The organism is Komagataeibacter oboediens, assembly GCF_018491655.1.
Classification (GTDB): Bacteria; Pseudomonadota; Alphaproteobacteria; order Acetobacterales; family Acetobacteraceae; genus Komagataeibacter; species Komagataeibacter oboediens.
The window spans coordinates 1-26,303 of sequence record NZ_JABLUU010000026.1; the positions used below are offsets into that span (position 1 = coordinate 1).

The 26,303-nt window shown below is 60.2% G+C and carries 28 protein-coding genes and 3 pseudogenes; 8 read left to right on the forward strand and 23 right to left on the reverse strand.

The window, feature by feature from the left end; translation table 11 throughout:
• Positions 1-8: 8 nt before the first annotated feature.
• The 9 genes and pseudogenes from HNO79_RS15410 to HNO79_RS15450 form a co-directional block, all read right to left on the reverse strand.
• Positions 9-263, reverse strand: a complete 255-nt coding sequence (locus tag HNO79_RS15410; protein WP_039998284.1) for a ribbon-helix-helix domain-containing protein — start codon at positions 261-263, stop codon at positions 9-11.
• Positions 264-351: 88 nt separating this feature from the next.
• Positions 352-987 (reverse strand): tyrosine-type recombinase/integrase, encoded by a 636-nt coding sequence (locus HNO79_RS15415; protein ID WP_214165827.1) that lies wholly within the window; start codon positions 985-987, stop codon positions 352-354.
• Entirely contained in the window at positions 984-1,304 is a 321-nt protein-coding gene (locus HNO79_RS15420; RefSeq protein ID WP_172459677.1) for a WGR domain-containing protein, read from the reverse strand. The genes HNO79_RS15415 and HNO79_RS15420 overlap by 4 nt, the downstream gene beginning before the upstream one ends.
• 250 nt (positions 1,305-1,554) lie before the next feature.
• Complete coding sequence (locus HNO79_RS17315; RefSeq protein WP_338034409.1) at positions 1,555-1,767, reverse strand: type II toxin-antitoxin system PemK/MazF family toxin; 213 nt, start codon at positions 1,765-1,767, stop codon at positions 1,555-1,557.
• A 375-nt stretch (positions 1,768-2,142) separates the two neighbouring features.
• The gene (locus tag HNO79_RS15430) at positions 2,143-3,471 is read right to left on the reverse strand and encodes a ClC family H(+)/Cl(-) exchange transporter (RefSeq protein WP_214165828.1); all 1,329 of its coding nucleotides are present in this window, start codon (positions 3,469-3,471) and stop codon (positions 2,143-2,145) included.
• A gap of 85 nt (positions 3,472-3,556) precedes the next feature.
• A complete protein-coding gene (locus HNO79_RS15435) occupies positions 3,557-4,828 on the reverse strand; it encodes a chloride channel protein (protein WP_087609087.1) in 1,272 nt (423 codons plus the stop codon).
• Positions 4,829-5,111: 283 nt separating this feature from the next.
• Positions 5,112-6,083: a site-specific integrase gene (locus HNO79_RS15440; protein ID WP_110570144.1), complete on the reverse strand. Its 972-nt coding sequence runs from the start codon at positions 6,081-6,083 to the stop codon at positions 5,112-5,114.
• Between the two features lie 529 nt (positions 6,084-6,612).
• Positions 6,613-6,750 (reverse strand): annotated as a pseudogene (locus HNO79_RS15445) (IS5/IS1182 family transposase); the annotation flags it as partial.
• Positions 6,751-6,841: 91 nt separating this feature from the next.
• Positions 6,842-8,002 carry an OprO/OprP family phosphate-selective porin gene (locus tag HNO79_RS15450; RefSeq protein ID WP_225063296.1) on the reverse strand — a complete coding sequence of 387 codons (1,161 nt, stop codon included), beginning with the start codon at positions 8,000-8,002 and terminating at the stop codon, positions 6,842-6,844.
• Positions 8,003-8,408: 406 nt separating this feature from the next.
• Here HNO79_RS15450 and HNO79_RS15455 point away from each other — a divergent pair.
• Positions 8,409-8,561, forward strand: a pseudogene (locus HNO79_RS15455) (Tn3 family transposase); the annotation flags it as partial.
• A 354-nt stretch (positions 8,562-8,915) separates the two neighbouring features.
• Here the strand turns inward: HNO79_RS15455 and HNO79_RS15460 are convergent.
• The 6 genes from HNO79_RS15460 to traA all read right to left on the reverse strand — a co-directional run bounded on the left by HNO79_RS15460 (position 8,916) and on the right by traA (position 15,644).
• A complete protein-coding gene (locus HNO79_RS15460; protein WP_007396274.1) occupies positions 8,916-9,575 on the reverse strand; it encodes a YoaK family protein in 660 nt (219 codons plus the stop codon).
• Positions 9,575-10,744 (reverse strand): oxalate decarboxylase family bicupin, encoded by a 1,170-nt coding sequence (locus HNO79_RS15465; RefSeq protein ID WP_034928629.1) that lies wholly within the window; start codon positions 10,742-10,744, stop codon positions 9,575-9,577. Before HNO79_RS15465 ends, HNO79_RS15460 begins: the two co-directional genes overlap by 1 nt.
• A 253-nt stretch (positions 10,745-10,997) precedes the next feature.
• Positions 10,998-11,666 (reverse strand): DUF6118 family protein, encoded by a 669-nt coding sequence (locus HNO79_RS15470; RefSeq protein ID WP_034928507.1) that lies wholly within the window; start codon positions 11,664-11,666, stop codon positions 10,998-11,000.
• 12 nt (positions 11,667-11,678) lie between these two features.
• A complete protein-coding gene (locus tag HNO79_RS15475) occupies positions 11,679-11,948 on the reverse strand; it encodes a Txe/YoeB family addiction module toxin (protein ID WP_110557466.1) in 270 nt (89 codons plus the stop codon).
• Positions 11,945-12,220 carry a type II toxin-antitoxin system Phd/YefM family antitoxin gene (locus HNO79_RS15480; RefSeq protein ID WP_034928502.1) on the reverse strand — a complete coding sequence of 92 codons (276 nt, stop codon included), beginning with the start codon at positions 12,218-12,220 and terminating at the stop codon, positions 11,945-11,947. Before HNO79_RS15480 ends, HNO79_RS15475 begins: the two co-directional genes overlap by 4 nt.
• A gap of 52 nt (positions 12,221-12,272) precedes the next feature.
• Positions 12,273-15,644: a Ti-type conjugative transfer relaxase TraA gene (traA, locus tag HNO79_RS15485; protein WP_214165829.1), complete on the reverse strand. Its 3,372-nt coding sequence runs from the start codon at positions 15,642-15,644 to the stop codon at positions 12,273-12,275.
• A 96-nt stretch (positions 15,645-15,740) separates the two neighbouring features.
• Between traA and HNO79_RS15490 the strand changes: the two genes are divergently transcribed.
• From HNO79_RS15490 to HNO79_RS15520, 7 genes and pseudogenes are all read left to right on the forward strand, one after another.
• On the forward strand, positions 15,741-16,100 hold the full coding sequence (locus HNO79_RS15490) for a conjugal transfer protein TraD (RefSeq protein WP_214165830.1): 360 nt from the start codon (positions 15,741-15,743) through the stop codon (positions 16,098-16,100).
• Positions 16,101-16,164: 64 nt separating this feature from the next.
• Positions 16,165-16,404 (forward strand): conjugal transfer protein TraD, encoded by a 240-nt coding sequence (locus HNO79_RS15495; protein WP_087609097.1) that lies wholly within the window; start codon positions 16,165-16,167, stop codon positions 16,402-16,404.
• Between the two features lie 78 nt (positions 16,405-16,482).
• Positions 16,483-17,094: a CatB-related O-acetyltransferase gene (locus HNO79_RS15500; protein WP_007396283.1), complete on the forward strand. Its 612-nt coding sequence runs from the start codon at positions 16,483-16,485 to the stop codon at positions 17,092-17,094.
• On the forward strand, positions 17,091-17,426 hold the full coding sequence (locus HNO79_RS15505; RefSeq protein WP_087609095.1) for a hypothetical protein: 336 nt from the start codon (positions 17,091-17,093) through the stop codon (positions 17,424-17,426). Before HNO79_RS15500 ends, HNO79_RS15505 begins: the two co-directional genes overlap by 4 nt.
• Before the next feature lie 51 nt (positions 17,427-17,477).
• Positions 17,478-17,684: pseudogene (gene traD / locus HNO79_RS15510) on the forward strand (conjugal transfer protein TraD); the annotation flags it as partial.
• The gene (locus tag HNO79_RS15515) at positions 17,650-18,153 is read left to right on the forward strand and encodes a MucR family transcriptional regulator (RefSeq protein ID WP_214165831.1); all 504 of its coding nucleotides are present in this window, start codon (positions 17,650-17,652) and stop codon (positions 18,151-18,153) included. The pseudogene traD and the gene HNO79_RS15515, both read left to right, overlap by 35 nt.
• A gap of 25 nt (positions 18,154-18,178) precedes the next feature.
• Entirely contained in the window at positions 18,179-18,352 is a 174-nt protein-coding gene (locus HNO79_RS15520) for a hypothetical protein (protein ID WP_180967632.1), read from the forward strand.
• A gap of 196 nt (positions 18,353-18,548) precedes the next feature.
• Here HNO79_RS15520 and HNO79_RS15525 read toward each other — a convergent pair whose 3' ends face one another.
• From HNO79_RS15525 to HNO79_RS15560, 8 genes are all read right to left on the reverse strand, one after another.
• Positions 18,549-18,806 (reverse strand): hypothetical protein, encoded by a 258-nt coding sequence (locus tag HNO79_RS15525; protein ID WP_214176813.1) that lies wholly within the window; start codon positions 18,804-18,806, stop codon positions 18,549-18,551.
• A 20-nt stretch (positions 18,807-18,826) separates the two neighbouring features.
• A complete protein-coding gene (locus HNO79_RS15530) occupies positions 18,827-21,796 on the reverse strand; it encodes a Tn3 family transposase (RefSeq protein WP_214165832.1) in 2,970 nt (989 codons plus the stop codon).
• 3 nt (positions 21,797-21,799) lie between these two features.
• Positions 21,800-22,384 (reverse strand): recombinase family protein, encoded by a 585-nt coding sequence (locus HNO79_RS15535; RefSeq protein ID WP_214165833.1) that lies wholly within the window; start codon positions 22,382-22,384, stop codon positions 21,800-21,802.
• A 177-nt stretch (positions 22,385-22,561) separates the two neighbouring features.
• Positions 22,562-22,948 carry a type II toxin-antitoxin system Phd/YefM family antitoxin gene (locus tag HNO79_RS15540; protein ID WP_214165834.1) on the reverse strand — a complete coding sequence of 129 codons (387 nt, stop codon included), beginning with the start codon at positions 22,946-22,948 and terminating at the stop codon, positions 22,562-22,564.
• Between the two features lie 872 nt (positions 22,949-23,820).
• Complete coding sequence (locus tag HNO79_RS15545) at positions 23,821-24,771, reverse strand: replication initiator protein A (protein WP_112209711.1); 951 nt, start codon at positions 24,769-24,771, stop codon at positions 23,821-23,823.
• Positions 24,768-25,088, reverse strand: a complete 321-nt coding sequence (locus tag HNO79_RS15550) for a hypothetical protein (RefSeq protein WP_202795770.1) — start codon at positions 25,086-25,088, stop codon at positions 24,768-24,770. Before HNO79_RS15550 ends, HNO79_RS15545 begins: the two co-directional genes overlap by 4 nt.
• The gene (locus HNO79_RS15555) at positions 25,085-25,738 is read right to left on the reverse strand and encodes a ParA family protein (RefSeq protein ID WP_062247395.1); all 654 of its coding nucleotides are present in this window, start codon (positions 25,736-25,738) and stop codon (positions 25,085-25,087) included. The genes HNO79_RS15550 and HNO79_RS15555 overlap by 4 nt, the downstream gene beginning before the upstream one ends.
• A gap of 155 nt (positions 25,739-25,893) precedes the next feature.
• Positions 25,894-26,301, reverse strand: a complete 408-nt coding sequence (locus HNO79_RS15560) for a putative toxin-antitoxin system toxin component, PIN family (protein ID WP_244987579.1) — start codon at positions 26,299-26,301, stop codon at positions 25,894-25,896.
• Positions 26,302-26,303: the final 2 nt, after the last annotated feature.

Here is a 26,303-nt window from a genome sequence, read left to right on the forward strand (position 1 = left end):
CGCACGCCTTAGCTGGCCCTGTCCATTGCCCGCGTAGCGGTCACGGCCTCGCCGATCAGGTCCTCTAGGGCGTCCGGCTCCATATCTGCGAACCCACTCCGGGCTTCTGCCATTGTCCTGTCGAACACACGCCAGCGCACCGCCTCCTCGATGAAGCGAGACAAGTCGCCTTTCTTCATGCCGCGCTGCGCCAGGAAACTACGTACGGTGATGTCGGTTTCGCGGGAGACTGAAACCGTCCAACGAGTCATATCAGTAGACATATCATATCTCCATATAAGGTCTTATACGCTTATCATGATAAGCGCCTATATATATCTGTGCAATCCGATTTCATCTTCACAAAATGCATTACCCCCACATTTTCCGTGCGATATCCTGTTCCTCGGCGCCGACGGCATCGGCGTAGATGGCGGTGGTGGAGAGCTGGGCGTGACCGAGCCATTTCTGCACCATGTTGAGGGGAATGCCGCTGGAGACGGCGGCAACGCCGAAGGCATGGCGCAGGCCCTTGGGGGACGCGGCCGGGCCGGACAGGCCGGCGGCGTCCATGACCGCGTGCACCGCCCGCCAGCCGGTCATGCGGGACCAGGGCCACAGCCGGGCGGCCGATCCACGCCCTCGCCTACGCTGGGCCTCGCGGATGCCATGCACCAGGTCCAGGGCCTCGAGCAGGGAGGGAGGCACCGGCACGGCGCGATAGATCCCGTCCTGGCGCTTCTTGAGCGTGGCGAACACCAGCACGCCGCCGGCAAGGTCCACCCGGTCCGCCGTCAGGGCGATGGCCTCGGACAGGCGGCAGCCCGACCAGGCCAGGGTCATGCACAGCGTGCGGGCCTCGCGCGGCGCCTGCTCGGCCGCGCGCAGGAAGCGCGCCCGCTCGGCGACCGTGAGGTATTTGCGGCTCCCGTCGCGGTCGAAAAGCTGCATCCCGCCAGAGGCGCCTGCCGGGGTCGCCCGCTGTCCCGGTTTTCGGGTGCCGCTCATCCGGCTGTCCTGTCGCGATAGCCCCGCCGGCGCTTGGCCCGAAGCTGGCGGACGAGGGCGTCGAGCGCCTGCCCGGCATCGTCATGCAGCTCGCAGACCTGCCGGCCAGCCGTCCCGATCCGCCCCCACTGCCGCACCAGGGCGGTACCGCCGAACAGGTCAGGCTGCAACGACAGATGGTAGAAGCGCCAGCAGTTGGCGGCCGGATCCACGCGCACCAGCGCCGCCGTTTCGGGGAACAGCGACAGCTGGCAAGGCGGCCGGACAGGGGCCTTCGGGGCAGGTCTGGGCATGATATCCCGAAAAGTGTAACACATGTCACCCGCCCCGGACAGGAAAACCGCTGCAATCGCGGGGCCGGCCGGCCCGATTCAGGCCCGGCCTGTTACACTATTACCCATAGCCCTTTGAAACACCGGAAAATCGCGCGTAATCATGGAAGACGGTCACCCGACAGACCGAGAAAAACTGACAAAGCTTGATCAACCTGACGCAGAGACGCAGCCTCCAGATGCCCGAAACCCTGACCGATCTTCTCCCGTGGCAGGGATATCGCCCAATCAACCATCACCTGCGACAGGCTGCGCAAGCCGTTCGTCGTGCTGGTACAACCGTAATCCGGAACAAAGGCCAGTTCTGCACGATGCTGGTCAACCTCAGCACGGTCATAGCTGGCGGGTCGGAAAAGGCGTCGGCCTGCACCACAAGGACCGGACGCGGTTCGCCATAATCACCATTAACGGCAATCGTCACCAGATCACCACGTTTCACGCCGTCCACCCATCCCGGAAATCGTCCTCCTCGAAAAGCGCGTCCAGTGCGCGCAAGACGAGAGCTTCATCACTCGCCGGGGCGCACGCCAGCACCGCTACTTCACGGGACTGCCACCGCGCTTCTGCCTCGAAAGCACGCCGCTCCCGCCCCGCCACATAGCGCGCATGAAATCCCGCAGCACATCGGCAGCAGGCCGTTCATCCGCACTGGTTGCAGCCGTGAACGCTGCCTTCAGCGCCGGGTCAATCCGGAAGTTGAAACTCTCCACCTTCGGATGAGAGCTATTCCGGGGCATCATAGCCTCCTGATCTAAGGTCAAAGACTTATTATGCAATTGCATTCTGCTTCCCCCCAGATCGGGGATAGAACACTTCTCTGAAATCATCGCGTGTGTGACTGGGCCCTGAGTCTCAGGGCAGCATAAATGGGCATGTCTCCAAGTGCGCCGGCTACGACCATCGCAGCAAAACTCCCGGATAAAAGCGGCATTATCAACTCGGACGAACCTGTCATTTCCATAACCAGAATAATCCCGGTCAGCGGTGCACGAACGGATCCGGCGAACATGGAGGCCATGCCGACAATCACAAAAGGTGCGGTCGCCAGAGGTGTATCAGGACTTAATGCCTGTGCCACAACACTACTCCCCAGACCGGAAAGTGCCCCCAGGGCCAGCATGGGGGCAAACAGACCTCCAGGTGTTGCAGCGGCATAAGACAGGGCCCCAAAAATCAGCCGAAAAGCCAGTAGTGCCGGAATCTGATGTAATCCGATCTCGTTGTTTATGGCCGTCTGCGTGATCCACTTTCCCCCTCCAGCCAAGTGCGGTGCAAGACAAACCACCAAACCGGCCAAACCTCCCACCAGAACAGGCCTGACTGAGATGCTGATAGGCAGCCTCCCGGCCAGACGGAGCACTGCCATGGTCGTCCGGTTGTATCCGACAGCAACCAGGCCCGTCATGACCCCGGTCATGACGAAAAACAGCTGTTTGGCAAGCGATTCTGGAAGGATCAGAGGAACGACACTAAAGACCGTCTGGCTACCCAGCATGCCCCGGCTGACCAGAATGGCCGAAATGGATGCCCCCAATGCGGCACAAACCATTCTGATTTCAAACCGGCCGACCAGTTCTTCCAAAACGAAAACAGCACCGGCTGCCGGCGCATTGAAAGCGGTCGCCAGCCCTGCTCCCGCGCCTGCAGCAAGGAGGGCAAGGCAGTCTGTCTTCTCCAGACAGAGCAGCCTGCCAAACGTATGAGCTGCAGTCGCTCCCATCTGCACACTGGGCCCTTCACGTCCCAAGGCAAGCCCACTTCCGATCGCCAGCAGGCCACCCACGAATTTGACGGGCACCACCCGCCATGGCGCAGGCGGTGACGCACTCAACAAGACAGCTTCCACATGCGGGATGCCACTTCCTGCTGCAAGAGGGGCAAAATGACGAACGAGACCTGAAGCCAGCCATGCAGCTGCGCCAGATCCGATGATCAACAGCACGCCTTCGCAAGAAAAGCCATGCTGAAGCGACACTTCCATTCCCATATCTGTCCGGACGGCCTCCAGCCATTCCAGCAACAAGCGGAAGATACCACAGATCATACCGGCAGATGCCCCGATCACGACAGATGCCGCAGACAGGAACACCAGACTGCAGACATTTTCCGGTTTCCCTGATTGTGGAACCGGATTGGACAGAGGAAGCAACATGATTTCATATTTCTTTTCTTGTTGGTGAATCTGCCCAACAGAATGCTGATCAGCCGCTCGATCAGGAACCCAGTTCAGAATAAAATTATTTTTCCAATCTATCGTGAGATACCTGTCGCGCCATTTGCTCTGTTTTTTCCAGAAATCCCGTAGCCAGTGCCGAATAAAGCGGTCTGGGACAGACCATGCGGGATACACCGAACGACAGGAAGGCCGTGGCCAGCAGGGCTAGGGTCACCTGCTGATTGTCACATATTTCCATCACGATGATGGTTGCCGTCAGCGGTGACTGGGCAACGCCACAAAAATAGGCAGCCATACCCAGCAGTACAACGCCTCCAGGCGACGTATGAGGCAGAAACTGCTCGGCCCATCCTCCCATTCCTGCACCGATCGCAAGGGAAGGTGCAAACATGCCGCCAGGAATGCCAGAGCAGAAAGTAATCAGCATGGAGATATACTTCAGAAGAAAGAAAGACGCAGGATAATGCAGACTTCCATCCACTATCCCACGCGCCTGCAGATAGCCCGTACCATAAGTCGCACCATCTGATGCCAGTCCGATCAGAGCCAGTAACAGGCCGCATAGCGCCACAAATACAAGAGGGAATCGACTTGAAAACCGGCCAAGAAAAGCCGGTAGACCTTTTGAAAGGCGGATGACAAGACGGGCGAAAATCCCCCCCGCCAATCCACCACTTACACCACATACCAGAACGGCCAGCCATGCGCGTCCTACCGGAATAAAAACATTCGTCCGACCAAAATATGTATAGTTCCCCAACAGGGCAATTGCTGTAATCCCCGAAAAAATAATAACAGTCAGAGTACGCCCCGACGCCTTCTGTTCAAAGGAGTGCGCCAGTTCTTCAATCGCAAACACAACACCGGCAAGAGGCGTATTGAAAGCGGCAGCCATGCCGGCAGCCCCCCCTGCGAGGATCATACCATGCCTGGTGACATCATTATGCTGCCCCATGGCACGCGAAAATGCGTGCATGATGGAAGCGCCGATCTGGACACTCGGCCCTTCACGACCGATCGAGGCACCACAGATGAGACCCAAGCATGTCATCAGGATCTTGCCCAGCGCAATGCGCAAGGTCAGGATCCGGTCCACAAGCACGAAATTATGCATATGCAGGGTTGCGATTGTCTGGGGAATTCCTGATCCCTGAGCACCATTGAATAACAGGCGTGTCAGCCAGGAAATGGCAACAAGCCCGAGCGGGGCAATCACCAGCATGGACCATGGGTTTCTGGCGACAACATGATAACGCAGCTCGGCCGCCCAATCCCCGATATGGGCAAAGATTACGGAGATAATGCCAATCAGCACGGCCCCGGTACAATACATGATGGTTCGATGCCACTTCAGGGTCCTGACCCGCGCCAGACGCCGCATCCGACGGGCCCGCCTGGAACGGGTAGTAGCTATGGAAGCCTCATTATTGTCGTTCTGGGCTACGCCGGGAGAGAATAAAGGGGACATACTGACCATGGGAAATAATTTTCAGAATTACGAAAAGTTCAGAAAACAGACCAACCACAAATTTTGCCAGAATGCACGGAAGATCTGGACGTGGTCGATCAGGAAATGGACGGACCTGGAACGGCACAGCCTCTACCTAAAATGACAGTCAAAGGAACGTCTCTCCTGCATGATCTGTAAAGAGTCCGGCCTCGCGGACATAGGCTGCGAGGACATCGGTGGAGCGGTGGCGGGAGACGTCCTTGAGCCGGAAGAGACTGGCCCCGGCCCGCGCGCCTGAGGTGAGGAAGCCTGCGCGCAGGGAATGCCCCCCGAAGCGGGCCGGGTCGTAGCCTGCGGCCTGGGCAGCGCGCTGGACCACGCGGGCCACGGTGCGGTCGCTGATCGGGCCTGCGCTGGCCTGACCGCGCACCACGTCACGGAATACGGCTCCGTCCGTAATTCCGGCCGCCTCCAGCCAGGCCTCGAGCAGGGCGACGGGCCGGATGCGGCGTCCTTCGGGAATGGCGATGCACACGCCCCGCCCCTCGGGATCGGTCTTGGTTGCCCCGAAGCGCACGGTCATGCCCTCTGGGGTGCGGTCGAGCTGGTCGCAGCGCAGCCCGGCCAGTTCCGAGCGGCGGAAGGCCCCGGCCATGCCGAAGGCCAGCAGCGCCCGGTCACGGATGGCCTTCAGGTTTGTCGCCGGCAGGGCGGCCAGCATGGCCTGCAGCACCCGGTCATCGGCAGCCTGCTTGCGGCGCGGGGCGGTGCCGGCCTGACGACGGATGCCGGCGATCACTTCGGCCAGCACGCCCGCCTGTGGCTGGGCCTGGGGCGGCACGCAGCCGGCCTGACGATGGGCAAAGGCGATGGCCGCCAGCCGGCGGCCGATCGATGACGGGCGCAGGCCACGCGCGGCCTCATGGGCAAGGAACAGTGCCACCAGCCGGGGATCGGCGGGCAGCGCGCCCTGGTCCCGGGCGTGGCACCAGGCGGTGAAGGCGGCCCAGTCGCGCCGGTAGGCCAGGCGGGTGGCGGGCGCCCGGCTGGCGCGGGCATAGGCGCGGGCCTGGGCCAGCGGTGCGGCCAGGGAAGTGTCCCTGCCGGCCGGGCCAATCCCGTTAGGATCGATAATCACGAGAGGACGGTTTCCTGCGGTTTTCGGGACCGCCGGAGCTTGGCACAGACCTGTCCGGTAATCCATATTACCGGACAGGTTTGGGGCGGGGAGAATTTTTCATCCACGTCACCTGTAGCCACCCGCACAATCTGGCAGAACCTTACGCAAGGGCCTACTTCTGGCAAACATGATTAAGGTTTTAACATAAACCTTAATCATGTTAGGGAAATCCGGTGTCAGGAAAAGGTTGGGCAGGATGAAGCGTGAGGATCTGGCCGGCGGGATCCGGGAATGTCTGCAGCGACTACCCGCCTCCTATGCCCAACATTACGGGGTCGTGCCCCCATCGGTACAGCCGCCAGAAGCCATGATCGCATTCACCACCCATCAACTCGGCATCTCTGCAACGGACTTTGCTGATTATGGCGAACGCGTCGTTGTGCGTCATGCCGGGCAACTGTCTATCGCACGCTCGGCAGAACGCTACCGACGTTCTCAACGCGTTCTACCTAAACGTACGTAAAAGGCACTTTCGTGTCGTCAGCCCTACCTCGCGCATATCCGTCGTGCGAGGGCGACCACCCCGTTTGGCCCGGGGGACGAACGGCATGATCAAAGTTTCCTCCCCGTACGTCATATCCGATAGATATCACAATCTTTCCCGGCTAGGTTCATGTTGAGCAATATCAGTTCATGTCACCATTCACTCCATCTCTCTACAAAAACGGATGAATCACAACAGGCTGGTATTGTTCAAAAACTTTCGGATCGGGCTTTTAGAATTTTATCTGGAACATCGACATGACCGCATGAAAATGTTCGGCAGACGGCGTGCGTGTGACCTGCCCGTATTCATATTGCACAGTCGTGCGGATGATGCCCGTGGGCCACCAGTTCACGGCCAATGACCCGGTCTGCTGGTCGCCGCCATGTATGGGGCCGGATTCAAGATCGACCTGTGAATAGCGGGCCGCGATTTCCAGCACGCCATAGCCGTTACACAGCACGCTCTGTTTCCTGTCGCATGACGGCGAGGAAAATGCTGCCGTGCGTCCCTTCCATTCCCGCTGCTTTCCATTGATGGTGTAGCCAAGCTGTCCGTACCATCCGTGAAAGCGTAATTGCTCGCTATCGTTATGGAGGTGGCTGTTCAGCAGGATGTCATAGGCCTCGCCCTGAAACAGCAGTCTTTTCCATGATACGGCCGCCTCCACCCCGAAGGCACCCCCGCTGTCGGACAGGATCTTTCCTGTATCAAGGTATTTTGAAACCGTCCCCGGATTGATTTCCGGGTTGTCGGACAATGACAGCGCGGGGGCGGCGTTGCGTGCGGAAGCCGGGCGGAAGACCCATTCCCCCGAGAATCCCAGATGGAACAGCACGGAGCGCGTGCGCACCGGCAGGCCGACAAGGCGGAAGGCCATGGCGCGCTGGTTGCCGTTTTCGCCCGGTCCCGCAGTGCCTGCGGTGGCGGACAGGGCGAAATGATAGCGTTTCCCGTATGCTTCCGCCTGCACGGCCTGCCGTTCGATACCCGTGGCCAGGTTGCGCGTCAGGGTGGAGATGCTGGAACGTTCGATAAAGACGGTATCGCCCTGCGCCTGCATGGATTCAAGGCCGAAGCTGGGCTTGAAAATCCCTGCCGTGAATACGAAATGCCGCAGCCCAACATAGGAAACCTGACCTTCAAACAGGCGCATTGGCCCACCGGGCGCGGGACCGAAATCCCATATGGCCCCGATTTCAACCTGCTTGTGGATATTCAGTCGCACACCATTGCGCATGCGCGCGCCCCGTGCCCCCGTGCCCGGATGGGCGGGGGACGCATCGGCGAACCCGCCCACATCAAGCTGATCCGTGGCGTAGGGCTTTATGGTCACGCCATGCAGGTCAATGGTGGGCACGTTCTGCGCATGGGTGGGACCGGCGTACAGCACTACGAAAAAGCATAACGCGGACCCGGCTTGCAATCGACATGACAAGGGATGGTAATCTCCACACAATGCTTGGGCGCGCTTGAATACAAAACACAATATGAATTTATGTATCTTCTTGAATGTTTTATGGAAAGTCGTTATATATAGAAAAATATCGTGTCATATTTTTTGAGATATGTTTACGGTTTATATTTCCTTTTTGCGAGAGATATTGTTCTTTATCGTATCTGCAAAGTAGTCTCGAAAAAAAGTGGCATCCGCTATTTTTTAACGATGCACGCAACATTCATTCCGACAAGGCCTCTGGTGCCCACGATGATCGTCCGGGCCTCAAGACGTGCCTCGCCTGGCTCAAGTAAGGGGATACGCTGGTGGTCTGGAAACTCGACCGTCTAGGCCGTTCGCCACCTTGATCCTTACCGGCGTCACCAGCACATCGCAGATGTTGGAACGGCTCGGTTCTTATCCTCACTCGAACGGTCTCGCCCTTGCCCTGCGAGAGATGGGCCCCGTCGAGCTTATGCTGTTCACGCTCGACTGGATCGAGTTCCCCGAGGAACTCTGCCCGTTCTAGCAAGCCATCACAATCGCCGATAATCCTTAGCGTATATCTGTGCCCATTTTATATACGCCACCCGTTTTAAAACCACCAGATGTATCCCTGCTGACCGCTCCCCCTGCGTTATCTCGCGATTGACCATCTGCGTCAGAAGGTTGATAGAAAAGAGGGGGGGGGGGGGACTTGGTCCCAGTCCGTTCGGAGCAGTCGTGGCGCTTCGCATCCACGCTGAAGCAGATACGCTCCGACATGGGGACAGCCGGAAAATCGGAAGGGCGCGCCGGGACGCGGGCGTTAATGACGTGTCCCGACTGCGCATGCCAATCATGGACATGCAGTCGTGTACGACATGGATTAGCCCTCTTCCAGATCCGCAGTATGAAGGAAGCATAACGCGATCAGAAGCGGGATGGGAAACAGGAAAAAAGCCGATGTCATGTCCTGCGCCGGTACGGACAGGAAAGCCCCGGCGATGCAGCAGCCCCACCCAAGGCCGGGGAGCATGGAGATGGGAGACAATGCCCACTTCCCGTCCTTCAGTCCCCACAGGTACGCGATGATGTTGTTGGCGAATTTAATGATGTTGTTCGTGACGACGATGGTCTGTACGGATGCGCCGGAAAAGCGCGACAGCACTTCCCCCTGCATGGCCATGGCCACGGTCAGGAACAGCGTCTCGGCCCGGGAACTGGCGTTCGCGGCATGGGACCAGTGCACGAACTGCGCCAGCAGCAGCAGGGCTGCGATCCACAGCCATTCATACCGCCACTGCCGCAGTGACCGGCGCACGATGGCGGCGCCCAGCGCACCCATGAAAAATAGCCCCAGCACGGTCCCCACACTGGCAACCCGCCCCCAGTCATGCCGGGCCAGCGACACGCCAAAGGTCGTGGAATTCCCGGTCATGGCCGCGCTGTAGATACCGTGGAGTTCGACATATCCCACGGCATCCACATAACCGGCGATCAGCCCCAGTGTCGCGACACGCAGGACAGGGTACAGGGCCGGGTTCATCAGACGATGAGGGGCTTGTCCTGACGCAATTTCGACAGGGTTTCCTCATCAAGGTTGAGGTGTTCCTTCACCATCTGGCGTGGCGACAGGCCCAGCCACTGGTTGGCGGAGAAATCGGCGAACCTGTCGCTTTTGAAGGCTTCGAGGAACACCATCGGCTCGTCACCGATATTTTCAAGGTAATGGCCCATGCCAAGCGGCACATACCCGACATCCCCCGCGCAGTAATCAAACGTGCGCGCCTTCCCGCCGGAGGCAAAGACGGTCATGCGGGCGCGGCCACGCACGAAATACTGCCACTCATCATTGTTGGGATGCCAGTGCAGTTCACGCATCCGACCCGGTTCGACGACATTGATGGCAGCCGCGATGGTCGAGGCCACGGGGAAATTGCGCGAATCCACGACGCGCACGGTCCCGCCCGCTGCCTTTGCCGGGGGCTGCTGCAGGAAGCGGTGCGTATAGCGGATGGGGGACGGACCCTGCGGGCACCTGATCGCGTCTTCCTTGGCGACGGTGGGTTCGGTGCCGTTGAAGATCCAGCGGGTCTTTTCCACGTCGGTCGGCAGGTTGGCGAACGCCGATTCCGGCACGCCGAAATTCTTGGCAAGGATGTGGCGGGGCGTATGCGCGAACCAGTCGCTGATGAGGAAGGTCTCGTTTTCCGAAAAATTGGCATCGTCGAAGACCAGCAGGAATTCGCATCCTTCGGTGCCCAGTCCCTGGATGGAATGGGGAATGCCGGCGGGGAAGTTCCAGATGTCTCCGGCCTCCACATCATCCACGAACGGGCGGCCTTCGGTATCGAGTGCCGTGACACGTGCCTTGCCCGCGATCATGAAGCCCCATTCGGCTTCTTTGTGATAATGCAGCTCGCGATACCCACCCGGCTTGAGGCGCATATTCACACCAGCCAGCGTCGTGGCGGCAGGCAGTTCGCGAATGGTGATTTCGCGTGCCCATCCGCCCGATCCCAGACGGTTGCGCGCGTCGGCATAGGAGAACTTCAGGTTCGGGATGGTTCCGGCGTCCGTATCGGGGGAGGCGAGGAGGTCGGGCACCTCGCGTTCACGTGGAAGGTTGCGGGGGCCAAGAATGCTTGCGCCACGATCACCGCGGATGGGTTCCGGTGCTTCAGGCTTGGAGGTGAGCCAGGGAAGGTCGGTCATTGTCTGGGATTCCTGGAAGATTGCCGCAGTCACAGTATGGAATGGAATATCCGGCGCATTGATTGATATCAATATCCGGCCGCCTCCTGCGGTCCTGAAAAGTCATATTGGGGAACGGTGAGATTTTGTTCAAAAACGTACGCTCTCATAACCGTCATTTGAGAGTATCCGTTGTGGTCAAGCGGCTTTTGGCGTCCAAAGCCGATCTTTGTGAAGCAGGGCGTTTGCGAGGACAACTACGGCGTGTCGTCAGTTATGACCCATCCGGCCGGATGGTCAGGACACAGGGCTGGTCCACCTTCGTCTCGTTGGCCGTTTTCTGGCAGGCGGTGATCCGGTCCCGACTGGCGTCCACAAGTCGGTTGGCCCGGACCATATGCCGCAGGCTTTCGGGATTGTCGGCCTCCATCATCAACGCACCAGATTCCCACCGATCCTGTCCGCCTACGATGAACGAGGCCACGCGCGTCCCCAGTGAGGACGGCAGGAGGTAGGTCAGGATAGGCGAGAACCCGATCCCGACAGCCAGACAGGCCAGCCCGACCTTCAGCACCCACCAATTCTGACGGTCCTGGGTGCGCGCCTGCCCGACAATGTCGGTCAGCTGCTGCCGCTCCACCTGAACCGCACGGATCGCGGTATGAAAGGCGGCCTGCATGTCCTGACAGACGGAAAGCCCTGCCTGTCGTACCCCCTGCCCATACGCCTGCGGCGTCATTTTCAGGGTCGGACTGGCCTCGATCGCCTTCATACGCGCGCCCACGTCGTTCAGGGCCTTGACCAGCCTGGCCAGGTCCGGCGTGTAGTCTGGCGGCCGGCTGTCCCGCCATGCCTGGGGCAGCGCTTCCACGCTGCGCCGGAGCACCGTCATTTCGGCGCACAGATCCTCAAAGGCACGGGCTGCCGGATCCGTCTCGCTCATGACGCCTCTCCTTCAGTAATGAAACCGGCACTGGGCAACCTCGATCCGCTGATCCTCTCCCGCGCGGCCCTGAACCCGGTAGACCAGACGATGTTCCCCCGTAATCCGTCGGGACCACCACCCGGAAAGTTGTCCCTTCAGTGGTTCCGGCTTGCCCAGCCCCTGAAATGGATGCCGCCTTACATCCTCGATCAGGGCATTAACCTTCCCAAGAACAGCATGATCTGACTGGAACCAGGAAAGATAATCCTCCCAGCCATTTTCATGAAAAATGACCTTCACGCCGACGGCTCACCCTGCGGCTCCAGAAGATCACGCTCGGTCGCCACCCCATGCTCGATGTCACGAATGCTCCCCAACAGCCTCTCCGCGTTGCGTGGGCTGCTCAGGAGATGCACGGTTTCCTGCCAGCCGGAGAATTCTTCTTCCGACATCAGCACGACACTGCCTTTCCCGGTCTTACGCGTCACGACGATCGGCGCGCGGCTGTTCACGGCTTCGTCCAGATAATGCGCCAGGTTCTGGCGCAGGTCGGTATAGGAAACACAGGTCATGATCGGTCCTCCATGACCATTATAACGTACAGTTTTCTGTACGTCTCCTGTTTTACATCCCCATATCCATATCCCGCCCCCTGGAGCGCGACAGCGAGCGCGTGCGCTGCGGCTGCAATCCATGATCGAGCGTCGATCCCTTCCGGACGCCCAGTTCATGCCCCTTCTGCCGCAGGAGGGATTCAAGCTGCGCGTCCCGCTTCAGCTCCCTGAGCGCCACACCCTGCTGCTCGCGGCTCAGCCCGTCCCACGCCTTCACGAACCGCGCGGCCCGCAGTTCTGGACTTGTCCGCACCCTGTCCTCGTGCTCCAGCCCCTCGACCAGCCTGCGCGCCCGTGCCGGCCCTTCCAGCCCATACAGGGCCTGCCGGATCTCCGGCTCATGCTTCACGGCGGTTTCCAGAGCGACCACCGCCCCGGGCCTTAGCCGTTCCAGAGCCGTGCTGGCGTCAAGCCATGCCTTCTTCTGGTGCTCCAGCACCGGCAGGTCCTGCTCCACCATGCGCCCGATGTCCCGCACCACCCGCGCATACTGCTCAACTGCCTGGTGGAGCGGATCACCACCCGGCACAAACCCACCCAGCCCGGCCGGCACCTGCGCGCGCTGCACACGCGGCAGCCGCAACCCGGCGAAGGGAGAGGCGGGAGCTTCACGCTCAACCCCACTTTCCCCCTTACTGGCCCCGGCATCCATCCCGGCCGACACGTCTTTTTCCGCCGTCCGACCACGCCCCCGTACGGACAGGTCCAGCCCGTCGAACATCCCGCGCTTCCGCTGCGCCGGTGCCGGATCCGGCGTACGGACAGCTTCGGCCTGCCTGTCCTTCTGGGGGCCAGAGGCAGCCTTCTCACGCCCCACCACGATCTCGCTCTCGGGGACATGCAGCCCGCGCCGCCGCGCAAACTCGGTATCCTGATCCCGGACCTGCGGGTAATCCAGCGTGGTATCCTTCAGCCGCTCGCGCGACAGCCGCCGCACCAGCCCGTCCCGGTCGCCCACATCATCCCGGCCCCAATGGACAGACACGCTCTCCCGATGCCGCGACAGCGCCACATAGGCCCCGTGCCGGTCCATGCTCCCCGTCGCCAGCACATGCGCCCGATCCACCGTCACACCCTGCGATTTATGGATGGTGGCCGCATAGCCATGATCCAGCGCGTCATACTCCGCCACCGACACGGACACGAGCCGGCCACGCCCGGTTCCACCCGGCCCGTCGAGCTGCACCGACAGCACGAGATCCCCGGCATCAGGCGACCCCACAATGCCCCGCACCGTGCCCAGCGTGCCGTTCTTTACCCCCAGCTCCCGGTCATTGCGCAGGAAGTAGATCCGCTCCCCATCCGCGAACACCCGCTCGCCCTGGACGGTCGGCACCAGCACGTCGTCACCCAGCTCACCCGCCTCCCGCCGGATGGCGCGTGCCGCCTCGTTCAGCGCCCGCACATCGACACGCCGGTGCGCCAGCATGATCTGGCTGTCCTCTGGCGCGGCCTGCCGGGCTTCATCCCACCCGGCCACTACCCCGGCCCGCGCCTCTTCCAGCGTGTCATGCCCACGCACCAGGCCGGCCGCCTCATAGCGCCCCAACGCCTCACCCGTCCGCCCGGTCGCAAGCGCCTTCGTGGCCGCCTGCTGCCAGTCTTCACGCTGCCGGCGCACCGTCGTGATCTCCACCGACCCGACCCGCTCGGCCACTGCCCGGAATGCCCCGCCGGCCTCGATCGCCTGCAACTGCTCGGGATCACCCACCAGCACCACCTTGGCCCCGGCACCGCGCGCGGCAGACAGCACCCGCTCCATCTGCCGTGACCCCACCATGCCGGCCTCGTCCACCACCAGCACGTCCCCGCGCTCCAGCAGGTCGAACCCACGCGCCCACGCCCGCTCCAGGGAGGCCAGCGTCCGGCTCTCGATCCCGGACCCAGCTTCCAGACCTTCCGCCGCGATCCCCGACAGCGCCGCCCCGCGCACCCGGTACCCGGCCTCTTCCCATGCCGCGCGGGCGACACCCAGCATGGTGCTCTTCCCCGTCCCGGCATACCCGACCACCACGGACAGGTCGCGGGACTTCGTGACCCCGCCCACCGCCAGCGCCTGCTCGTCCCCAAGCCCGTCCCGCGCCATCGCCGCCCGACGCACCGTCAGCGGCACCGCATGCCCCTGGGACTGCCCCATCGCGAGCGACGCCTCTTCCAGACGCTGCTCGACCCCGATCATCTCCCGTGTGGAAAACCGCTCCCGCCCATGACCGTCTTTCCCGAGGGCGACCAGCTCCGGACACGCCGCCACCCGAACCATGACAGCACTGAACTGTTCCGCGTCTGCCGTATGCCGGTCCACGAACCGCGCCAGATCCTGGCGGGTGAATGTGCTCTGCTGTCGCGTCAGCGCCTCCAGCGCCACATGCGGCTCGGCTAGCAACCTTTCGCCATTGCGCCGCGCGATCTCCAGATGGTCGGCAACCCGTTCCGCGTCCTCGCCCCGCTCTTCCCGGCGCATCCCGGCCGGACCGATCTTGTTCTGCGGCTCAAGGTCGATCCCCTGTGCGGCAAACGACCGATGGTCGATCCGCACATCCAGGTCCAGTTCGGCGAGCCGTTCATTGGCGAGCGACGCCCATCGCTCCCGCCATGTCAGCAGCAGATCCTTGTCATTCCATGAACGCTCTTTCGCACCAAACCCGATGGAAGGCTGATCCTGCTCCAGACCTTCATGCCGCAGCCGTGCCGCCGCAATCAGTCGCGCCGTTCTTCCAGCCGCTGCAAGCGCTTCTCCAGCGTCGAGAGCTTCAGCAGGATGCCGCGCTGCGTCTCCCGGATCTCTGTCAGCAGACGGATCATGAGCTTGAGCGGATCGTCCTCCCCTTTCTGCTCCATCAGGTCCAGGATCCGGCGCGAGGTCGTATGCGCCCCTGCCGCTTCGTTCAGGATGCGGGATTCCGTCTCGTCTTCCATGCACAGCCTCTCCGGTTCTGACTTCGATCCGTCGTGTGGACAGCATCACATGGGCATGGGGCTTCGCCTGTCCGTCTTCGCCAATATCCCAATGCACATTGAGATCAGCCACCATGCCGCGTTCCACGAACTGCTCCCGCACGAAATCCCGTGCCAGCGCGATCCCCTGCGCCTGGGTCATTTCGCGCGGGATTGAAAACTCCACCTCGCGGGCAAGCTGGGCATCCTTGCGCTTCTCGATCGCCTCGACCTCGTTCCAGAGGGTCGCACGGTCGAGAAACCGTTCCGGCGCGCCGTCGGGCAGCAGGATCTCGGAATGCACCACGCCGCTCTTGTTGGAAAAGTCATGGTCGCGATCCAGCCGCAAATCATGCAGGCGGGACGCTGCACGATAAGCCGCCGCCGCCACGGCGCTCCGGCCGGTGGCGCGGCTGATGACCTTTGCATGCAGGTGATAGATCGCCATGAGCACGATTCTATCACACCCCTTAAGCGCACGTCACGAAGTGACGTATAAGCGCGCACTCACATTTTACTGCACCATAAAGATTGATTACTCTGGATGAGTGACGCGGTTCTCGCCTGTATGGTAGAGTATGGCACAGACCAGCAGGACAGGGGACCGGAAATGCGCAGGCCACGGGACATTGATGCGGAACTGAAGGCGCTTCAGGAAAAGGCGAAGCAGCTTAAGGCGCAACGGACCATCCAGCTCGGCGAACTGGTCGAGGCGACGGGAGCCGATATCCTGTCGATCGAGGCGCTGGCCGGGGTGCTGCTGGCGGCTGTCGAACAGGCGGACGGCAAACCTGAAGCCATCGCGAGGTGGACCGAACGGGGGACGGCGTTCTTTCAGGCCGGCGCGAAAAAGGGCGGCCGGAAAGGAACCGGAAACGATCAGAACGGATCTGCTGGCGCTTGAAAGACGGATCAGGAAGCAGGCGGCCCTGATCCATCGCCATCAGGCACGAAAGGCACGCACCGACATGCGCGACTGGGCGAAGGCGCGACGGGAACGTACCCATCATCTGATCGAACTGGGCGGCCTGGTCCAGAAGGCGGGACTGGTCGATCTGACCGATGATGACCGCGCCACCCTGCTCGGGGCCTTCCTGGACATTGCAGGGCAGCTTCGGGAGGGCAGGACTACCGCGTCAGGCGACCTGAAAACACGCTGGAGGCGTGCGGGGCTTCATGCCTTCGACAGCGACCGGGAACAGGACTGACTGCGAAACACGATCACCTGATCTGTCCGCTATCGAATGCAAACGAAACCCTGAACCAGAACGGGAGAACCGAGGCCCATGTATTACGGCAAGAACGCCTTTTCTCTGCTCCTACGTTACACCCTTGCCCATGAGATCGAAGAGTGGGGCTGGGACATCGGCGACCATACATATGGCGCCAAGGGTTCTCCCATCATCATAGAAGCTGAATATGCCGGCCTGAAGATCGGAAAATACTGCTCGATCGCCCGCGAGGTGCTGATGATCCTGGGCAATCACCGACCGGACACGATCACCACCTACCCGTTCAAGAACCAGTGCAATTTCTGGCCCGAAGCGGCGGATGCAACCGATGACCATTCCACCAAGGGGGATATCGTCATTGGCAACGACGTCTGGATCGGCGCGCGGGCCAACATCATGTCGGGTGTCACCATAGGATCAGGCGCGATCATCGCCACGGCGGCCGTGGTGACCAGGGACGTGCCGCCATATGCCATCGTGGGCGGCAACCCGGCCCGGGTCCTCAAATACCGCTTCCCCGAAAAGACCATCGAGCGTCTGCTTGCAGTCGCCTGGTGGGACTGGCCTGAAGCATTGATACGAGAACGGATGCCCCTCCTGATGAGCGACGATATCGACGCTTTCCTGCGCGCTTTTGAAAAAGGACCCGCACAGGAAAAATCATGATGCAAAAACTGTTTTTGCTCCTTGTTGTCCTGCCGATCCTCTTCCGGCCTGCTTCAGGCTTTGCCCAGGGCAGAGGAGACTGGCTGCCTCAGTCGGACGTTAAATCTCCCTATGCGGCCTTGTCTGTTCCGACAGCACTGAAGCCGGTGCCGGATTCTCTGGCGAGCCTGTTGACCAAAGGCTATCGGATCACGACCACAGCGGATTATGGCGGCTCAGGAGCCCTCTTCACGCTGGTCTGGCAAAGGCAGACCGTAATCTGTGTTCTGACAGCGCCTGTGCCAGGCACGGATCAGAACGTCCCGACATCGCGCTGCTGGGCCCTGAACTGAGTTTTGCAGGCCGGACAGATTGGAAACCGTGTCTTACGCGACATCCCCTGGCTGACCGATGAGGACCGCGCAACCCTGTTCGGAGCCTTCCTGGATATTGCAGGGCGGCTTCAGGGCGGCGATGATACTGCTTTGGTTGACCTGACAGCACGCTGGAGACGTGCGGGGCTTCATGCCTTCGACAGACACCGGAAACAGGACAGGACAACAGGCAGACGTGACCATGACCGACCACGAGACACGATCATCCGGAGCTGACACAGTGCGCGAGCTTACGACCCGGATTGTCACAGCCTATGTCAGCAGTCACACGGTTCCGGCGGATACCCTGCCCGGCCTCATCGCCACAGTGTTTCAGGCGCTCGGAAATCTGGGACAGGCGACGACCGGAACACCGGATCTGGTGCCGGCCGTGCCCGTGAAAAAATCCGTGTTCCCGGATTACATCGTCTGCCTGGAGGACGGAAAAAAAATGAAGATGCTCAAGCGTCACCTTCATACCGTCTATGGCCTGACGCCCCAGCAATACCGGGCAAAATGGGGCCTGCCGGAAAGCTACCCGATGACCGCCCCATCCTATTCGGCACAACGGGCTACTCTGGCACAGGAAATCGGACTGGGGCGGACCATCAGGGCGACACCGGAACCTTCGGACGTACCGGACGCTGAAGTTCCGGTCACGCGCCTGCCAGAGAAGAAACGCGGACGCAGGCCAAAACTGGCCTGAAGGTCCAGACCGGGAGAAACGGGACATGAAGACGGATCATACCGATCGCGACGACTGGGAAGCCTGGAAGGACGAAGCCACACGCCGGGCACTGGCCGAGGCTGATGCCGGATTGTTCATCAGTGGTGAAGCGGTGAAAGCATGGGCGGCCAGCCTCGGGACCGATCATCCCCTTCCTCTGCCACAACCCGGGCAATAAGGGTAACGCTCTCGCACACCGCAGGAAGGTGACGCAGAGTGCAATGGTTACGACTATCCCTGATGCATTGATGGAACGACCGTTTCACGACCCTACGGCTACCCTTGTGACGACCCATCGACATACCCGAGGCCGACATCGCGCCTACCCATAAGTAGTTGTTCTTCATACACCATTGCACCACTGGTGCGGATGCTCAGGCACCAGCCTGCCGGATCTGGGCGATCATTTCATCGGGTGTGATCTCGCTGCGCTGGCGTGCATCCATAATTGCGGTGAGCGCTCTGTCATGAGGGAGCACATGCGGATCATCGGGTGTCGCCGTATGAGCGGCCCTGCCATACGGGGCCGGAAAGGTTATGCCCGTCACATCGGGATTGCGCGTAAACATCCCGGCCAGGATCTGGTCTGCCTGCTGGATGTAATTGCCTGGGACATCCCGGGGGGCGTACATAAAACGGGCACAGATATACGCTAAGGATTATCAGTGATTGTGATGGCTTGTCGGAGCGGGCGGAGCTTTCCTTCTGGGATGCCGGCGTCGGTCCAGAGGTAATCCCCGGTCAGGTTGATATGCTGCCAACCCAGCGGAGAGAGATGCTGAAGCAGATCAGGCGGAATGGATCGCCCCTGGCGTTCGAGATGCCGCATTGCGGCTCCGAGATAGGTGGTGTTCCAAAATACGATGGCGCTGGCGACGAGATTGAGCGCGCTCGCCCGATGTCCCTGGGCCTGCAGTCCGTGATCGCGGATCCGGCCGGTGCGATGGAAAAAGATGGCGCGCTTGAGGGCGTTCTGGGCCTCTCCCTTGTTCAACTCGCGGGTGGCGCGGCGGCGTTCCTCGGGGAGCTCGATCCAGTCGAGCGTGAACAGCGTCCGCTCGACGCGGCCCATCTCTCGCAGGGCAAGGGCGAGACCGTTCGCGCGAGGATAGGAACCGAGCCGTTCCAGCATCAGCGACGCGCTGGTGACACCGGTACGGATTGAGGTGGCGAGCCGGATCACGTCGTCCCAGTGCTCGGAAATCAGGCGTTCGTCGATCGGCTGGGCCACCAATGGGACGACAGTCGACCCTGGCTTCATGTCGCTGAACAGATGCAGGCGTCTGTTCCCGATGTTGGGGATACGCGGGGCGAAACGGAAACCGAGGAGATGGCATAGGGCGAACACATGATCCGAAACGCCCCCGCCATCGGTATGGTGACGCTCGATCGCAAGGTCGGCGCCATGATGGAGCAGGCCGTCGAGTACATGCGCGGCCTCGCTGGCACCGGCGGAGATGACTGTGGAATGGAACGGCGCATAGCGATCGGAGACATGGGTGTAGAAGGAGATGGCAGGTTCGCTGCCCTTGTGCGGATTGACGGCGCCGGTTGCCTGTGCACGCCGATCGAGCGGGAAGTGCTGCCCGTCCGAGCTGGACGCGGTGCCGTCGCCGAACAACGCGGCAAGGGGCAGCCGATGCTGCGCCTCGACCAGCCTCGCCAGCGCCGCGCCGTAGCTGTCCTCGCGCAGGTGCCAGGCCGAGAGCCAGCCGAGCTGACGCCGAGTTACCAGCCCACAGGCCTCGGCCATGCGGGCGTGGCCGAGATTGGTCGCATCGGCAAGAACGGCGGTAAGGATCGCGCGGGGATCGTCGTGTGCCCGGCCGGTAGTCAAATGCGTGAAGCAGCCGGCAAATCCCGTCCAGCGATCCACGTCGGCCAGCAGATCGGTGATCCTGATGGCCGGCAGGCGTGCGTAGAGGGGCGCCAGGGCGTCCTCTGCCTCGTCTGGAGTGATCGCGCGCAAAGGCGAGATGCGCAGCCGCCCCTCGGCGATCCGCACGTCTTCGAGCGTATCGGTGGACGCTTTCACCTCTATCTCGGCGAGCCGGCGCGTGAGCAGCGCCTTGCGTTCCGCCAGCCAGGCCGCTGCGGTATCAGCGACGGCGATCGGCAGGGGGCCGGCCTCGCGCATCGTGGAAAAAACCGGCTTTGGAATAAGCTGGTGCTCGACGGCGCGGTAGCGTCGGCTTCCCTCGACCCACATATCCCCGGCGCGCAGCCGGTCGCGCAGTTCCGCCAGGACGCAGAACGCGAAGGTGCGGCGGTCGAGACCGGCACGGTCGATCCGCCGTCGCCAGCTCACCCGGACAAAGCCGAGCGGCACGTCGGCCGGAAGTCTGTGCCGGCCGACGGCGAGGCCGCGCAGGGTCTCGACAGCTTGGGCAAGCGGTGCGCAGGTGGGAACAGCCCCGAAAGTGAAGGCGGCGACGAACGCAGGACCGATCTGGCGCAGGATCGGTGCGTTCTCCCGGGAGAGCGCCACGGGATCGAGCGGATCAGGACGAACGAGACGACGGGCTTCTGCGACTTCCCGTGTCAGCGCGTCCCAGCCGATGACGCCCTCGATCGCCGCGCATGGATCGGCGTCGTCAGCGCGGGCGCTCAACACCGCGTCGCCGATCTCGGCCAGAAGGCGGATTTTGGCGTTGATGGTCCGACGATCGCGTTTCAATGCGGCTTCCTCGCGCCGTTCCGCCCGGCGAAACAACTGACCGAACAGACGCTCGAACATGAGCACCGCGTCGTCTGTCAGCGTCATCTGCGTCGCGATGGCTGTGGCGACCAGCACCGCGCGCCGCCGTGCCGGGTTCAACGAGGTGAGATGTTGCGCCGTGAGGCGCGCGCCTTCCTGGCACAATCGGCGAAGCCGCTCCGGGTGAATGGTGTCCACGAGGCCGGAATCCAAATCAATCGCACGCAGGAGCGACAACCGGTCGAGGATTGCGGCGAAGGCACGCCTCCCGGGCTGGCCAGGAGGCTGACGTACCCAGGTAAGGCTGCTGATATGGCTGCCGCTATGCGGCTGGAGGAGGCCATCGAGCCGATCGCGCTGGCCGGCGGTGAGATGCCGCGTCAGTAGCTCGCAGACATACCGCTCGGCATCGAGTAGCGCCTTGCCCACCATGCGCTCGATCTGGGTGATACCAGGCACGACGATGCGTCGCCGGCGAAATTCGCCCAGCAGCATCCGTGCGAGAACAATTCCGCTGCTGGACGTCAGGGCGGCAGGCAGAAGCCAGGCCTGAAGCTTGATCTGGAGTGGCCGGCAGAATTGCTGGAATCCGAATGTTCCACGCAGCGTATCGAGCTGTTCGTAGCGGGTCGGCCCACGCACGGCATAGTCAGCAAGCGCGTCCGGCTCGATCCCGAGTTGATCCCCTATGAAGGCGAGCGGGATCTGAGGGATCAGCTCCCCCGGTCGGAGCAGCCGTCCCGGGTAGCGCAGCGCGCAAAGCTGGATAGCAAAGCCCAACCGATTGTGCGCCCTTCTCCGACTGACAATGACACGCAGGTCATCGGGAGTGAGCGTCCAGTAGCGCACCAGGTCGGCCTCGTTTTCGGGCAGGGCAAGCAGCGCCAGGCGCTGCGCCTCGGTCAGAACGGAACGGCGCGGCATCTGTCAGGTTCTGCCGGGAGGCGTCCAACCAATTCGCGCCAGCGTGTCGATCAGCGTCGAGCGCGGGACACCGAAGTTGCGGCATATGGCCGCCTTGCTGGCGCCTCCTTCGAGGGCGACGGTAATCGCCGCAATCTTCTCCGCGTCGAGCGCGGGTGGCCTGCCGCCGCGCCGGCCCCGGCGCCTGGCGGCTACCAGCCCCGCCATAACCCGTTCGCGCGTCAAGGCGCGTTCGTATTGGGCGAGTGCGCCGAACATCGAGAACAGCAACTCGCCTTGCGGGGTTGCCGTATCCATATGTTCGGTCAAGGACCGGAAAGCGATGCCACGCTCCCGAAAATCTCCGATAATATCGAGAAGATGCGATAGAGAACGGCCCAGACGGTCCAGTTTCCAGACCACCAGCGTATCCCCTTCCTTGAGCCAGGCGAGGCACGTCTTGAGGCCAGGGCGATCGTCGCGGGCACCAGAGGCCTTGTCGGAATAGATGTGGCGTACATCGACGCCAGCCGCGATCAGCGCATCGCGCTGGAGATCCACTGACTGGCGTTCGTCGGCTGAAGACACTCGCATATAACCGACCAGCATGTACGACAAACCTCAGCAGAAGCGTTTCCGTATAGTAATTCAAAACGACAGGGTTTGTCGTGCAGTTTTTGCTATCTTGGCGGCTATCTTTTCCCGGCAAGAAAAAGAATGACGGAAAACACCTGTTTCCCGTCATATACCCTCAACATTCACCCTTAGCGTATATCTGTGCCCGTTCTATGTACCGACCCCATCCCGGGATACGCGCGCGGAGCCGGCCGAGGTGATGATGTCGAGGCCGGCGACATGCGGCAGGAGATCGAGGATGCGGGTCAGGGCTTCGATATCTTGCTGTGTCAGCAGGGTTCCCCCGTCCCCGACCACGAGCAGCTGCCAGGGCCGCTTTTGTGGCAGTGTTCCGGGACTGTCCTTCATGACGATGACCCCTTCTCCGGAACGTCTTCGATGCCCTGCTGCTTTCTGAGCAGGGCCCTCATAATGCTCCACGGACATGATGACGAAACGCGGCTTGTGGTGCCTGGTGATGACTACAGGTGCAACGGCGGCCGCTTCGAGAAGATCGCTGGCATTGCGGGTCACGGCGCTCGCTGGAAACGCTTTCATGGAGCATGCTCCAGATATGACGGATTATCTGGAATATACAGGAAACCCATATTTCCTGCCAGAAAATCGGGAAAAGGAGGTCTGGGCAGACGAACAGGAAATAGCCAGCCCATTAATCCCTGACAAGGCTCGAAGAGCGCCCTGGGAGGCCGCACAGCGCGCAATTCCCTTATCGCCACCACACCACACAATAACGCCGGTACGGCCATCCTGTGGCGTCTGGTGGGCATGTTGTGACACGTGAGCCGCTGAATGATCGCCTGAACGCCGGTAAGTCTTGAGCAGATTGCGGTCTTGCCCGGTTCTTCTGGTGTTGCAGGCGTCGGGCGAGCGCGGAGCGGGAGCCCCGTAGGGCGCCAAAGGCGCCGACGCGGGGGAGGAAGGTCTTGGTGAAGAGACGATGCGGGAATGCATCGTCAGATTATGATTTTGCGCCGTAGGCGTGTCCGTTTAGCGCAGCCCTGAAAGGGCGAGCAGGGGGATGCCGGGTGGGAGATCGCGCGAAGCGCGATCGGGGCGGCCGTAGGCCGCGAGCCGGCGGGGGCGTAGCCCCCAAGAGGCGGTGCTTTTTTGTTAAGAATTTTGTTAAAATATATAGTTAAAAGAGTTAAGCACTAAAAAGCCTATGAAAACACGATTGATAACAGTCTGTTACGGTTATGGGCGGTGGGTGAAACCACGTGTTTGGGTGGGTGAAACCACGATGCTTGGGTGGGTGAAACCACGATGCTTGGGTGGGTGAAACCACGACAGTTGACCATACTTATCCACAGGAAAACGCAGCATTCCCTATAGCTTGAGTGGTTTCGAGTCGTAGTAACTCTCATTTTGACTACAGAGAGAGCTCATTGGGTGGGTGAAACCACGATAGTTTAACGAGGCCGCCCTCGTGACAAACGATCCATCAACCCATCCACCTCTTCAGCACGCCGACGATCTGCTTCTACGCGCTCTCTTTCTTTTTCGAGCTTCCTATGCAGCTCAGTCGCTGCCTCAATACCTCGCAACTGAAACATCACTGCCGGTGTGCCTTCAACAGTCTGAGTCAACGACATGGTGTAATCAGGAAGTTGGTCTGCTTCGATGATCTTCCGTAGCATACGATTAAATTCTTTAGGCTGCGCATCGCTACCTGTTTTTTCATGCAGCACCTCGACACGGCATATCCACCCACCTCTCTGCTGACCAGCATGTTTACGTGCGATCCGATAGAGGGCCCGCTCTAATCCACCAGATAAAAGAAAATAATCCTGATGCATTGTCAGCAAGGATCGCTCACTTACAATGCCTTCATAAACCCAGTTTGATAGGGTGATCGTCATTCCACGCGGCTGATCTGTGTCTGGATCTACTTCCAGCGTCCATCCATCCAGCCATCCAAACTGAGCCTCATTACGGCGCTTAGGTGCCCGTAATGATGTACGGATGGATGTTGTTTCTAGACGCGAAAGAGCAGCTTGCAATTCCTGATAAGCACGTCCCCCTGTTCCCCGTCGAATGCCGCGCAACAAATCATAGGTTGTTGTTGTAAGCGTTCGCGGAAGATCATTGATCCCCTGCTCTTTCATCCGATTTAATACGGAAGCAGCCCACACAAGAATGTCGGCATCCCATATTGTCGCCATGCCATAAGCTGGCATGGCTTCAACTTTCACCCATGCTTCGCCATTTGGACTGCGATATTCAATTGGCTTAAGACGTTTACGTTTCTGAAGTGAGAAAAATGGCCGCTCCATCACTTCCCGCTGATCTTTCAACGGAAGATCATTCATTAACGGAATAAAAAAGTCGAACTCGGGGTTCGGATCACGCCGTTTACTCATGGTGCAAACCTAGTATGCCCTCGCTGCACCAGATATTGGCGCAATAAACGCTCGGTAATGACCGTCAAAGGTTCTCCACCTTCCTCTACACTCAGTTGACGGAGTGTACGGTGCATATCCTCTGGGATATGGATCAAAACCGGTTTTTTGCCAGGATGACTATTTTTCTTGCGTGGCGAAGGTGCGTTCCCATCAAGAGGTGATCGGATAGTAGCCTCTTTAGGCACATTTTCCGCTACAACCGTCGGAGATATAGGGGCACTTTCTTCCTCAAAAATGCCGGCTAATGCCGATGCTTTCTTGGGTTTCACCATCATACTATCTCGCTTAATGGTTTATTCGCATAACCGCTTAGTCGCTTAGCCTCAGCATAAGCAGAGCGTAGTTCAGCTGCGGCCTTACCATCTGGATCCAATTCGGCAGCGGTTTTCCCAATCGGTGTTGCTCTATAAAAATCCTTACGAAAATGAAGTTCTGTATCGAACATAGTGACGCCTTTAGCGATGAAGCCCGCTCGAGCATCTTTCCCTTCTGAACCTTGGTAAGGAACCTGGGTGAGGATCACAGCAAAAGGTGTTCCTGCTTGCTGAACCTGCTTTATGGTTTGCAGCACAGAATGAACATCCAACCCACGCGGAGCGACTGGGATCACTACAAAGTCAGCTTGTTCTGCCGCCAACATAGCAATGTCTTTTGAGTTTGCTGGCGTATCAATGATGATGAGATCCAGCTTTCCACTCTTACGTCCTCGCGAAACATGCAAAGGCAATCCTGCGACACTGCTATCTTTCACCATTACGTCATCAGCCTCTCGTCTCTCAGACCAATAGAGAGCTGATCCTTGCCGATCGTCAGCATCAAGAATCACAACCGCTGCGCCTTCACTGGCGGCTTCGACAGCAAAAGCCGTTGCAATCGTCGTTTTCGACTGCCCACCTTTCTGCGCAATCACGGCCCAAGTCTGCATGATGCCTCCTACTAAGCGACTATGCTTTTTATATAGCTTATTCGTTTAGTAGCAAACAACTTTAATCGCATAGTCGCTTAGTTTCATATTCGCTTAGAATTTATATCGCATCCTAATGCACTCGGCTTCTGCTGGGACAGAACCATCAGCCACACTCACGGCATGATCCCCTGCATGACCAGAAATGCTCTTACTGTGATGATCTTCACACCATCATAGACCCGCAGGTCCAGAATATCGCGCTTGTCGCCCGTTAACAGAAAATCGGCTTTTCCAGCAGATGCCATCGCCAAAAGATAATCGTCATCCGGATCCGGAGAGACTGCCACAGCAGGAAGATTGACAATGAGAACAGCCAGATCCCGGACTTCATTGACCAGACGGCCGGCGAGGGTGGGCGGCAGACGGGAACGGATCTTGGGATACCGTGTCACGCGCCGCAATTCATCTAGCTGCTCGGTAGACGTCAGCAGATCGAATTGTCCTGCCCGCCATAGCCCGAGCAGATGCGCTGGCAGGGATTTTTCAGAAAGCAAGGCACTGATGAGAAGATTGGTATCGATGA